The organism is Clostridium sp. KNHs205 (genome assembly GCF_000702945.1).
Taxonomy (GTDB): Bacteria; Bacillota; Clostridia; order Lachnospirales; family Lachnospiraceae; genus Anaerocolumna.
This window is the reverse complement of the sequence record NZ_JNLE01000003.1, coordinates 3,997,819-4,010,824: the sequence shown is the minus strand read 5'-3', so window position 1 is coordinate 4,010,824 and position 13,006 is coordinate 3,997,819. Positions and strand designations below refer to the sequence as shown.

10 protein-coding genes are annotated in these 13,006 nt (G+C 40.1%); all 10 read left to right on the top strand.

Annotated features, from left to right (window positions below; translation table 11 throughout):
- The first annotated feature begins 140 nt into the window (after nt 1-140).
- The 10 genes from BR73_RS0116575 to BR73_RS0116530 all read left to right on the top strand — a co-directional run bounded on the left by BR73_RS0116575 (nt 141) and on the right by BR73_RS0116530 (nt 12,951).
- A complete protein-coding gene (locus BR73_RS0116575; RefSeq protein ID WP_033166445.1) occupies nt 141-2,789 on the top strand; it encodes a DUF5696 domain-containing protein in 2,649 nt (882 codons plus the stop codon).
- An 11-nt stretch (nt 2,790-2,800) separates the two neighbouring features.
- On the top strand, nt 2,801-3,706 hold the full coding sequence (locus tag BR73_RS0116570) for a sugar ABC transporter permease (protein ID WP_033166444.1): 906 nt from the start codon (nt 2,801-2,803) through the stop codon (nt 3,704-3,706).
- A complete protein-coding gene (locus tag BR73_RS0116565) occupies nt 3,696-4,697 on the top strand; it encodes a carbohydrate ABC transporter permease (RefSeq protein WP_033166443.1) in 1,002 nt (333 codons plus the stop codon). Before BR73_RS0116570 ends, BR73_RS0116565 begins: the two co-directional genes overlap by 11 nt.
- A 344-nt stretch (nt 4,698-5,041) precedes the next feature.
- Nucleotides 5,042-6,595, top strand: coding sequence for a glycoside hydrolase (locus BR73_RS0116560; RefSeq protein ID WP_051685260.1), 1,554 nt, complete (start codon nt 5,042-5,044; stop codon nt 6,593-6,595).
- Between the two features lie 23 nt (nt 6,596-6,618).
- A complete protein-coding gene (locus BR73_RS0116555) occupies nt 6,619-7,650 on the top strand; it encodes a LacI family DNA-binding transcriptional regulator (protein WP_033166442.1) in 1,032 nt (343 codons plus the stop codon).
- Between the two features lie 287 nt (nt 7,651-7,937).
- A complete protein-coding gene (locus BR73_RS0116550; protein WP_033166441.1) occupies nt 7,938-9,689 on the top strand; it encodes a beta-galactosidase family protein in 1,752 nt (583 codons plus the stop codon).
- A 370-nt stretch (nt 9,690-10,059) separates the two neighbouring features.
- Nucleotides 10,060-10,704 (top strand): hypothetical protein, encoded by a 645-nt coding sequence (locus BR73_RS27535; protein WP_051685259.1) that lies wholly within the window; start codon nt 10,060-10,062, stop codon nt 10,702-10,704.
- A 104-nt stretch (nt 10,705-10,808) separates the two neighbouring features.
- Nucleotides 10,809-11,975: a PQQ-dependent sugar dehydrogenase gene (locus BR73_RS0116540; protein WP_242860692.1), complete on the top strand. Its 1,167-nt coding sequence runs from the start codon at nt 10,809-10,811 to the stop codon at nt 11,973-11,975.
- Nucleotides 11,976-12,303: 328 nt separating this feature from the next.
- Complete coding sequence (locus tag BR73_RS0116535) at nt 12,304-12,624, top strand: DUF3892 domain-containing protein (RefSeq protein ID WP_347463450.1); 321 nt, start codon at nt 12,304-12,306, stop codon at nt 12,622-12,624.
- Between the two features lie 138 nt (nt 12,625-12,762).
- Nucleotides 12,763-12,951, top strand: coding sequence for a ferredoxin (locus tag BR73_RS0116530; RefSeq protein ID WP_033166440.1), 189 nt, complete (start codon nt 12,763-12,765; stop codon nt 12,949-12,951).
- Nucleotides 12,952-13,006 lie beyond the last annotated feature (55 nt).

Genomic DNA, 13,006 nt, shown 5'->3' with positions numbered 1-13,006 from the left:
AAGGAGTGGTTTGGTTTCTCTAACACGGCCTAAGAGTGAAAGAAAATTTAAAGGAAAGGCTGCCACAATGAGCTTCTTTCACTCTTTCATAGTTGTGGCAGTATCGCAGGTCAGCCTGTGATATGCAATGGGTGTAAAACATGAAAGGATTAAGTGATATTGCGAACTTTTTAAAGCCTGTAACAGAAAAGCTCCGTAAGATATATGCCAGACATTTTGCCCGCAAGATGATTGCAACGGTTCTGATTCTGTGTTTAATTATCGGGTTATTGCGCTATATACCGGTGCTTGGTGTCAAGGCTAATATTCTGCCTCCGGCAGATAATGCAGAACTGGCAGCAGCAGGAGAGGAAATACCTCATACGGCTGGAGAGGTTCTGGTAGCAGAGAGTGACTCAAAACAGCTGTATATCAATGCCGAAACAATGAATCTGAAGGTGAAAGATAAGAATAACGGTAATTCCTGGTATTCAGCTGTCAACGGCAGCAGCCAGGCAGCAGAACTTGCACTTCTGACCATTTCCTATCTGGGCGAGGATAATAATCTTTATGAGTGGGATTCTTATACCTACTGTACCCAGCTGGGAAGTTATGTATTAAATAAAATTGAAAATGGTGTTCAGATTACCATGGACATCAATGAAGGTGAGTCAGAACGTTTTACAGAGTATTATCCCCAGAAAATGTCCGTTGACAGATTCGAGAATTTCTTTCTGGGCGGGATAAAGACTCTTGTTGATTCCGGTAAGACGGACCAGGCTACTGCTGATAAGTATAAAATGACCTTGGAACTGTTATACAAAAAGAGTATTACAGAAGAAGCTTATGCTGTCTCCTATAATGGAACACCTCCAAGGAGTGCGGTAAAACAGCTGATCAAACTGGCAGAATTATTGGGCTATACCAGAGATATGCTCATGGAAGACAGTACGGAGATGGGGCTTAGCGTAACCTTTGCAGAACCTGCACAGTTTAAGGTAGTTGCGGAAGCGGTACTTGAGGGAGATGATTTTGTATTCAGAGTTCCTACCCAGAAAATGGTCAGCGGAAATTCCTTCTATACCATCCAGAACTTAAAGGTGCTTCCCAATTTCGGGGCAGCAGCATCCAAGGACTATGAAGAAGGACATATTCTGGTACCGGATGGAGCGGGAGCGTTGTTTCAGTTTAATACCTTCAATGCAGCAGTGCCGGATTATATCAGACCGGTGTATGACAATGATTATTTAACGGATTATTATTTCGCGCCTGAATTTGGTGAAGAGCTTATGATGCCGGTATTTGGTATGACCTATGGTCCTATGGAGAATGCCTCCCATGGTTTCCTTGGAATTATCGAAAAAGGTGCTGAAACCTCATACATAAATGTTAAGCTTGGTTCCACTTCAAAAGACAGTGCCTCCTCCTATAATAAAGCCTTTGCATCTTTTGATGCCGCACAGTACAGCAGCGTTAAGGTGTATGGACCCTATAGTGATAACAAAGCCTCCTACCTGGTGGATACCGGTGTTCTGGACGTGGATTACACTATTCGTTACAAGCTATTTCCCGGTAAGGTCACCTATTATGACATGGCAAAAGCCTATCAGGAGTATCTGATGCAGCAGTGGGATGTGAAGGAGACAGCTTATCCGGAAAAAGCAAAATTATATCTGGACTTTCTTGGAGGAATTTCCTTAACCGAACGTTTTCTCGGCATACCTTATCAGTCCAGTTATTCTATGACTACTTATGAGGAAATGACAGACATATTAAATGACCTGCCGGACATGGATCTGGCGCTTAAGTACACAGGTTTCTTTAACGGAGGTTTTGAGAATAAGTTAAACAATAAAGCGAAACAGGTAGCTGCAAATGGGTCTGAGAAAGAATTTGAGAAACTGAAAGCTTTGACCAAGGAACGTAACGCTGATTTATTCCTGGAGGTTAATCTGGCAAAGGTATATGACAAAGGGAACGGTTTCAGGGCAAAGAAGCATGCGGTATATGATTACTCTAACACACCTGCTACCATGTATCGTTATCTGTTGTCCTTAGGAATATTAGATGGTTATACCGGTTTTGATGTGAATTATTTCTATCTCCTTTCACCCAGATATTTAAACGGTGTGGTGGATGATTTCTTAAAAAGTGCATCGGAATACGATAAACTCTCCATTTCTGACCTTGCACATTATAATCTTGCAGACTATCGTTTCAAGAAGAATGTATCGGTTTATGAAGCAGGTCGAATCGTAGACAGGAATCTGGAGAAAATCTCTGAAAGTCATGAGCTGTCTTTGGAAAATCCTATGATGAAGAATCTGGTATATGGTTCTTATGCCGAGGATATTTCAAGAGAGAGCAGTGACTATGCAACCTTTTATACAACCATACCTTTCAGGCAACTGGTGATGAATGGTCTGATACAGGTAACCACAGAAAATGTCAATATGTCCTCCAATAATCCGGCTTATTATGTACTACAGGCAGTTGAGCTGGGAGTATATCCAAAGTTTACCTTAACGGCTAAGAGTGATGATATCCTGCAGGAAAGCGCGTATTCCTATTATTACGCAACAGAGTATGAGAAACAGAAAGATACCATTAATCAGGTATACGAAGCATGCAAGACGGCCTGGGAGGAAATCGGAGACATGGAGATTACAGGTCATAAAATCCTTGGAGAAAATGTATTTCGTACGGAATATGCTTCCGGCGTTGCGGTTATTACCAACTATAACCTGCACACTGTGAACGTAAACGGTACTGATATACCAGCCCTTGGATATATTATTTCAGGAAATTAGGAGGAAAGAGGATGCGAAATATTTTTCCGTTAAAATACAAAACCAAAAGAAAGCTCAACGGCTTCCTCTATGTCCTGCCCTTTCTCATCGGTTTTTTATTATGTTTTGCCATACCGCTATTTAATACTGTAAGGTATTCCTTTAATACCGTAAGTGTAAATGACACCGGTGGTATGAAATTTGCCTACAGCGGTTTCAAAAATTATATTGATTTGTTTCAGAATGAAGTAACCACTACCGCACAGCCAATGATAAGGCTTTTTGCAGATCAGAATCTTTCCATACTCACCAATGTGCCCCTGATTGTAATCTTCAGTTTATTTATGGCACTTTTGGCGAATTTGAAATTCAAAGGAAGAGGGGTTGTAAGGGTTATCTACTTCCTGCCTATTATTTTCGGACTTGAGGTTGTAACAGATATGCTTGCCATAACCACCGGAGGTGAATGGGTCAAAGAAAGCTCCGGACTATTCAGCGAAAGTTATATCAGTTCCTTATTGATGCATTATACGAATATACCTAACAGCATTTTACTGCCGGTAATATCATATGTAGATAAGATCTTTGATGTACTTTCCCAATCCGGTGTACAGACCCTGATCTATCTGGCGGGACTTCAATCCATCAGTCCAAGCCTTTATGAGGTTGCTAAAATTGAAGGAGCTACCGGTTATGAGACCTTCTGGAAGGTTACCATACCCTCTATTATGCATATAACTTTATTTGTTACCGTTTATACTGTTGTGGATATGTTCTTAAAATCTCCTATTTCAGAAGAAGCCTACAGCTTTGCTTTTGAACAGAGTAAGATTGGAACCGGTTCTGCATTATCTGTAATTTACATATTAAATGTGCTCCTGGTTCTTGGAATTGTATTGTTGGTGTTAAGAAAGGTGGTAAAGAAATATGAAAAATAAGACTGAGAATGCCTCCTTTGGGCTTAAGGTATATCTGTTTCGCAAGAAATCAAAGAACATACTGCAGTCCGCCTTCCTTTTCTGTATTATTGTAGGTTTATGCTTTACGATTCTCTATCCTATCATACAGCTGATTCCTTCCATATTTTCTAACATTGAAGATCTGGGCAATCCGAATGTAATCTGGCTGCCTATGGAGTTCTCCATGACCAGCTTTAAGGCTGCCATTCGTTTTAGTATGCCGGAAGGTTTTATGACAATTGTTAAATCTGTTCTATATGCAGGTTTGATAATGGGTATACAGGTGTTTGTTTCAGCAATGGCAGGTTATTCCCTGGCAAGAGTGAAGTTCTTCGGACACAAATTTGTATTCTTTCTGGTTATCCTTGTATTTTTGGTTCCCAGACAGTCACTGTTGCTGGCACAGTATATCTATTATTCTCACTTTAATGCATTTGGTTTGCTGAAGTTTTTTACTGAGTCAGGTGAAATCAACCTGATCAACCAACCGGCAACGCTGTTTATGATTGCAATACTGGGTTTCGGTGTTCAGCAGAGTTTATTTGTTTTCATTTTCAGTCAGTTTTTTAAGAATATACCAAAAGAACTGGAAGAAGCTTCTCTTATTGATGGCTGCGGCTTCCATAAGACATATTTTAAGATTATGATACCCAATGCATTGCCTGCCATATCAACGGTAGCCGTATTATCCTTTGTTTGGAATTATGGAGATACCTACTTTACCAGCTACTTTAATAAGGATGGCCCTTATTTAAGTTCAAGTCTTGCAAGGGTATTTTCACCGGCAAACAAACAGTTTGTACTGGGGGCAGTAAAAGTATGGTTCGATGTACCGCTGGCAACAGATTTTGCTTTTGATGCCATTAAGCAGGCAGCTGTTCTGATTTTCCTTATACCTTTGCTGCTGGTGTACTTTGGTGCGCAGAAGTGGCTGGTGGAAAATCTCGAGAATTCCGGACTTGTTGGCTAAAGGTATCAATAATTTAAATAGTTTAAGCTCTTCCGGTTATAAGATGAAAGCAAACATTTATTATGCCTTATACCTGGAAGAGCAATAACAAAAAATGATTAATAGATGAGCATTCAAAACGATTTTTCAACTGGTACTGCATTGCATAAATAACGCTTTATAACAGCGCTTGAAATTTTACTGAGGCAAGGCGAAGGAATGAAGGGTAGCAGCTCCTGCGCTGATTGACGACAACCCAGTATCAGCGGAAATAGCAGGTGCTGAATTAAGTGATATTCTTGCAAGGCAGTTCCAGGATTCAGGAATACAACATCAAAGATTTCGTATTCACGAAAGGGGCTATTATGAGAAAAAGATGGGGTGTGGCAGTTGTCTGCCTGCTTGTTCTGTTAACCGGCTGCGGGAGAGGAGCGAATTCTCAAAGAACAGATGCTCCTGCTGCTGATAATATGTCACAGGAGGGGACAGCAGAATCTGAAACCAACAAAGAAAACAATGATATAACAGGGGGAGCTATAGAAGTGAAAATTAACTTATCAGAGAAACATCAGATAATTGAAAGCTTCGGCACCAGCGGCTGCTGGTGGTCACAATATGTAGGCGGTTGGGATAATGAATATAAGGATACCGGACGCTCCGTAAGGGATGAGATTGCCATGCTTTTATTTGACAGAGAGTATGGTATCGGACTTAGCAGTTATCGTTACAACCTCGGAGCAGGATCTGCTGACAGCGGTAAGGGTAAATACAATGACCCTCATAGAAGAGCACAGAGTTTTGAAACAGCGCCTTTTACCTATAACTGGAATAAGGATGCCAATGCTGTTTGGTTTATGAGAAAGGCTGTGGAACTGGGGGTAGAGGAAATTATTATGTTCAGTAACAGTCCGCTGGAACGTTTGACCATGAACGGAACTGCTCAGGTGACTAAGGGCAGTAAGGAGAACATCCTCCCTGAGAATTATGAGGATTTTGCCCGATATGTAATGGATGTGGCAGAGCATTTTGTAGAAGAAGGGATTCCCGTAAAATACATTTCTCCCATTAATGAACCACAATGGGAGTGGACTGAAGGCCAGGAAGGGTGTCATTACGAACCAGCTAAAATTCCCAAGCTATATCGTGCATTTTTAACGGAACTAAATAGCAGGCCGGCGTTAGAAGGTGTAGCGCTTTCCGGACCTGAGAGCGGGGAATGGAAGGGAGATGCTACTTTATATACCAGTGCCCTCTTAAATGACTCTGTTCTTGGATGTTACTTTGATACTATCGATAATCATTCCTACTGGTCAGATACCGCTTCAAAGGTTGCCTTTAAGAGATGGATGGACGCCAACTATCCTGAGGTTAAGCTGCGTATGAGTGAATGGTGTGAAATGGTAAACGGCTCTGATGTTACAATGGATTCCGCCTTTGAGCTTGCAAGAGTATTACAGGAGGATCTTACAGTACTCGATGTGGTATCCTGGCAGAACTGGGTAGGTGTAGCCCCCGGTGGTTACCGTGACGGACTTATTTATGTAAACGAAGGAAAGAAGACTCTGAACCCGTTAAAACGGTTATGGGGTTATGGCAATTACTCCAAATTTATACGGCCCGGTTATCAGAGGGTTGAGGTATCTGACAGTTCGCTGAAAGAATATAAACCCGTTGCTTTTACCGGTACCAATGATGAGGGGAAAAAGGAATTGGTGCTGGTAGTCATAAATGAGTCCGATGCAAATAAAAAACTTTTGCTTGATATTCAAGGGGCAGTAGAATATACTGATATAAGTGTATACGAAACCTCAGAAAGCAGTAATTTAGACAGAATAACCAATGAAAAATACGGCGTGGGAGATGCAGTTGAGGTCGGAAAGCAATCTATAACTACAATTATTTTGTCAGAGGGCTGGTGATTTCTATTTTAGATGGCAACGACATGCCGAAGCAATTAACCATTTATGATATTGCAAAGGAAGTTGGGGTCTCCGCAGCAACGGTTTCAAGAGCAATATCAGGAAGAGGTTATGTATCAGAAGCAAATAAATTGAAAATTATGGAACTGGTTCAGAAATATAATTTCAGGCCAAATACCTTTGCCCAGAATCTGCAGGCAGGGTTTACGAAAACCATCGGATATATAGTCCCCCACATTGGTAATATGTATTTTGCAAATGTATATTACGAATTTGAAAAATGGGCTTCCAGTCATGGATATATGACCATTCTGTTAAATGCCAAAGGTGATTACAATCTTGAGTCCAAATTCTTAAACTCCCTGAAGGAAAAACATGTAGACGGTATCGTCATGATGGGAGGGCGAATGGACGAGAGGAATCTTCCTGAGAATCATGTCAGGGAGATACAGGAGATGAGAAATATCGTCCCGGTTGTTTCCTGTGGTCCGGAAGCAGAACGTTTTGGCTGTAACGGTATTTATACCGATGATGTTAAAGGTGTGGAGGAATTACTTCTGTTCCTAAAATCCAGAGGTTATAAAAGGATTTGTTTTATCGGTGGAGGAGATCAGTACTATCCTTCCTATATCAAAAAGAAGACTGCTTACGCAGTTGGAGAGAAACTGGGACTTGATGTCTCGGTAAGATGGCTTACAGGCAATGACGTATTCAGCTTCAGTGCAGGTTATGACAGCCTGAAAATACTGATAGAGGAAGGCGGGCCTTTACCGGAAGTTATCTGTGGTATCAACGATTATGTTGCACTAGGAGCAGTTAACTGTGCTCTGGAGAGAGGACTGAAAATACCGGAGGATATAGCTGTCACCGGATTTGATGATGTCAGTATAACAACTATGACACCGGTTCATATAACATCCATCAGTCCAAGGTATGAGTACTTTGGTAAGAAGGTATTTAACAGCCTTCATAAGCTAATGCAAGCCAAGACCTTAACAACAGGTAAGACTTCTTTAATAAAACCTGAGATTATTATCAGAGGTAGTACGAGATAAGAGATTAGCCCTGTTTAAATTTGAGACAATATTACCCCATGTATTTGAGCAAATGCTTGCATCTTTGGATAGGATACAGAATTTTAAGCTTCTCCCAATATAGGTATCATCATAATACGTATATTGGGAAAAATAAAAGTTCTGTTCTATGTAAGAACGTGTATGAATAATTTACACGCTCAAGGGTGAAGTTTGGTAATGGTAGTCAGCTTATAAGAAACAGGGCTATTTTTTTATAAAATATATGTAATCGGTTACATAGTATTTTGACAAAAAGGAGACAAAAAATGTTATCTAACACAATAGAAATCAAGGATAAGTTTTATGTAAATGGTAAACCTGTGCAGATTATATCAGGTGCCATACACTATTTCAGAATCGTTCCGGAGTACTGGAGGGATCGCCTGGAGAAGTTAAAGGCTATGGGCTGCAATACGGTAGAAACCTATGTGCCCTGGAATCTTCATGAACCCCAAAAAGGAACTTATTGCTTTGAGGGGATTCTGGATATTAAGAAATTCTTAGAGCTTGCAGCTGAACTTGAATTATGGGTAATTTTCAGACCCTCCCCTTATATTTGCGCAGAATGGGAATTTGGCGGGCTTCCAGCCTGGCTCCTTGCAGAAGACGGAATGCGTTTTAGGAGCAGTCATCCCAGCTTTATGAAGCATACGGCTGATTATTATAAGAAACTCTTTGAGATTACAGCACCTTTACAGCTTCCCTTAGGAGGCCCAATCATATTGATTCAGATTGAAAACGAATATGGTTATTATGCAGATGATACAGCTTACCTGGAACAGATGAAACAGCTGATGGTTGATAACGGAGCCTGTGTCCCTTTTGTCACCTCGGACGGTCCCTGGGGAGATGCCTTGGAGTGCGGTAAGATAGAAGGTGTATTGCCCACAGGAAACTTCGGCTCCAAGATGAAGGAGCAGTTTGCGGTATTAAAAGAGCATACCAATGGCGGACCACTTATGTGCATGGAATTCTGGGTGGGCTGGTTTGATCATTGGGGTAATGGAGGACATAAAACCTCTAATATGGAGGAGAACTGCAAGGATTTAGACGAAGCCTTACAGTATGGTAATATTAACATCTACATGTTCATCGGTGGAACAAACTTCGGTTTTATGAACGGCTCTAATTATTATGATGAGCTTACGCCGGATGTAACCTCCTATGACTATGATGCTGTACTGACAGAGTGCGGTGATATTACACCTAAATACGAAGCGTTCAAGGAAATCATCGGTAAGTACGCAAAACTTCCGGAGATAGAATTCACCACAAAGATTGAGAAAAAAGCTTATGGAAAGCTTAGCTGTAAGGAAAAGGTAGGCTTGTTTGAAAGTCTTGAGGATATATCCGCACCTGTTACTGATTTATATCCAAAATCCATGGAAAAGCTCGGACAAAGCTATGGTTATACCTTATACCGTTCATCTCTTGTAAAAGAGAAAAAGCTGGAAAAAATTCGTTTATACAATGCAAACGACAGGGCAAAAATGTATATTTCACAGGAACCTGTTGCAACACTGTACGATAGAGAGCTGCTTACTGAACACGAGATATCTTATGATTTTGAAAAAGGCAGTTCTATTGATATTCTTATGGAGAATATGGGAAGAGTAAATTTTGGACCTTATCTGGATAAGCAGCGCAAAGGAATAGACGGAAGTGTTGTAATCAACGGTCATCAGCATATGAACTGGGAACACTATACCTTGCCCTTGGATAATCTTCATAAATTGGATTTTACCAAAGGCTTTAAAGAGCAGAAACCTGCTTTCTACCGCTTTGAGTTCCTGGCAGAAGAAAAAGGAGATACCTTTGTTGATATGGAAGGCTGGGGAAAAGGCTGCGTCTTTATAAACGGCTTTAACCTGGGACGCTTCTGGGAGATTGGACCTCAGAAGAGATTGTACCTGCCTGCGCCATTACTGAAAGACGGTATCAATGAAATTATCGTATTCGAGACAGAAGGAAAAGCATCGGAGGAGTTAGTCCTTTGTGATAAACCGGATCTGGGTTAATTAAATAAAAGCAAGCACTTTCCTTAAAAAGTTTCGCAATTTTTTTGGAAGGGCTTGCTTTCCTTTTATTTGCAGAAACAGCAGAGATAATTGAAATTTATTTAACGTTTAGTTACTTGTAAAGTCTTTTGGCGATTAACTGGCTGACTTCAATATTAAGATGAGTAAGAAGTCTATTATAATCTGTGATATAATCGATTTCCTTGCAGTTGGAGAACATGCTGAAAGAAGAAAAACAGCTTAAAGTAATTGGATTATTTTACCGATAATATTCCTATAAGCGTCATGGTCATGCAGCTTTGCAAACATAAGAATTATAAATTGCAGCTCTGGTAATATCAGATGACTTGTAATGGGAATGAGGGCAGGTATGAATATTAATTTAAGAAACAATAATGAAATTATAAATGCAAGTAAAAATATAAATAAAAGTACAAATATAGATTCAAGTACAAATAAAAGTACAAATACTAATACAAATGCAATTTTAAAAACAAAGAGTACAAAGAGACAAAATGCCAGAAGCAGCCTGAAAGCTGTATTAGATCAGCATAGAGAGGCTTTAAGGGTATCTCGTGCAGAAGATGAAGAGTCAGAGAAAAGAAAAGCAGAAAAGATCAGCCAAAAGCTTAATGCCGGTAAAAAGCTCACTGCCAGTGAGATGGATTTTCTGCGAAGAACCAATCCTGATATGTATATGAAAGCCTTGCGTATTCAAATGAAACGGGAGATGGTAGAAAATAGCCTTAAGAATTGTAAATCGAAAAAGGAAGTTGAAGAGGTAGCAGGTCTTCAATTAGGCATGATCAATGACAAGGATCCTGACCGGGAAGCTTTGACGAATGCTGTTAACGAGGTTGTGAAAGAATTTAAGAAAAGTGATAAGTATAAGAGCCTTCCGCAGGAAAGTGAAGAGAAGAGAGGCGGTAGATATGAAAGCCTTAACTCAGAGGAATATAACGGTAAAGGTGTTTTGAGAAAAGGAGATACAGCAGATTTTGATGTAAAGCTATAAGCTATTAAGGAATTTTTTACCTTTCAATCCATACAATAGTAATATAGGATTGTATGACAAACTTCGATTTTCACGTTTAACTGAAGCCGGAGGGAAGGTGGAATATGGAATATAATAATTCTTATAAGATTAAGAGCATGGCAGACTGGTTTAAAAAGAAAAAAGGTATGTATCCCTTCATTTCTCAAAGATTTGATAATTTACAGGTTGAGTGTTCCAATATTCTGAAAACAGAGGTTGCAGACCAAAGTGAATTTCCATATGCTGCAGAGATAATAAGTGAAGAGTTGACTGTACCCTGGGCAATAGATATTACAAAGGACGGAAGAATCTTTGTAACAGAGCGAATAGGTAACATCCGCCTGATTTATAAGGATAACAAAGGAGCTGAAACGATATATACCTTTACAGCTCCGTTTACCGCTCAGGGGGAGGGAGGATTACTGGGATTGGTATTGGACCCTGAATTTGATAACAATGGCTATTTCTATGTTATGTATACCTTCCAGGCAGAAGATAAATTCTATAACAGGGTAGTACGCATGCATTATGAAGAAGGAATTACAAGGGAAGACAGTATATTACTTGATAATATACCAGGTGGAAGAGGACATAACGGAGGCAGAATAAAGATTGGACCCGATAACTTACTTTATATAACAACCGGTGATGGTGATGTACCGGAATCAGCACAGAATCCTGAGCTTCTCTCCGGGAAAATTCTTCGTATAAATCTGGATGGCAGTATTCCTGTCGATAATCCTTTCCCTGGCTCTCCTGTATATGCCCTGGGTCTTCGAAATCCGCAAGGACTTGCCTGGAGTGAAGAGGGGGTCTTGTATGCTTCGGTTCACGGAAATTGGGGAAGAGATAAAATAAATATTATTGTACCCGGAGGAAATTATGGATGGCCTTTGACGGATGCGGAGGAGGATTTGTCAGAACAGGGCTTTCAAACCTCTGTCATCAGCAGTGAGACAGAGACCTGGGCACCATCGGGTATCACCTTTATAGAAGAAGGACCTTTAAAAGGCAGGTTACTGGTTTCTGCACTAAGAGGGATGGAAGTATTAGAAATGCTGCTATCGCCAGATGGTAAGCAGGTAGTACAGGTAATCCCGCGACTACAGAATCAATATGGAAGATTGAGAGAAGCCTTTAGCGCTGCTGACGGATCTGTGTATATAACTACCAGTAACCGGGATGGCAGGGAACAGCCTCGGGAAGGAGATGACAAAATTATCCGATTGGTACCTATAAATGAAGAATAGTATCTGTGGTAAAGGACTGTTGCATTTAAGTAATGTTGCGGCAAGAAGCTTCCTGGCCTTCCTTATACACACCAGCGAAAGACAATTAACCATTTTGTGATTTATAATTAAACAAAAATTATTTGCTTTAATCACACAAAACGGCTACGTATCTTTCAAGAAGTGCATTACAGGAAAATCAAGAAGCATCTTGCCGCTTTGTGTTTATTTTCAGGACAGCTCTTTTTGTGCTATTTTAAAAATGAGTAAAAAAAAGATAATTACAGAAAATAATAATGGTTTACTAAATGCAACTGTTAAAATGAATTTAGAATGTGAGGTTCCACATATGGAGAATATGAATGCAAATCAAACAGAGTTATCCTCTGTACTGCCTATGATGGCTCTAAGCGATATCCCTGAGAGTAAACCGGATGCAAAGGAAATTGTTGCACTGGTAAAGGACAGCGGGAAAGTTACCGGTTATCAGCTTTCTGATGGCCAAGTACTGAATAAAGAAGAAGGAGTGGAAGCAGCCAGACAGGGTGAAATCAAAGGAGTAGGAATTGCCACCCGGAAAGGGAATGAATATTTAAAATCTTTACCCGATGGCAAAGAGGAAAATAATTTGTCAAATCTTCCTTCAATTACAGATGAAAAGCTATCCTAAAAACAGTAATCACAAAAAGATAAGGTTTCTTAACAAAATATGTATAAAAGTCCTTTATCTAACAATAATAAATATGTCAGAGCATTATTATTGAATGAAAGGAACCATTGCTTTGTAATGGTAATAAGGTAATCTAAAATGAAAGCTAGTGTTAGTCCTGATCTTTGCATAAGCTGTGAATTATGCACAAACCTATGTCCCGACGTTTTTAGTATGGGTGATGACGGTTTTGCCCATGGTATAGACGATGAAATTCCGGCAGACAAGGAATCCGAAGCTGAAGATGCCAGAGACAGCTGTCCTACCAGTGCAATTGATATTGATTAATAACAGAAATAAAAGCAGCTGTTCGGTTCGAAATACTCAACCGGCAGCTGCTTAT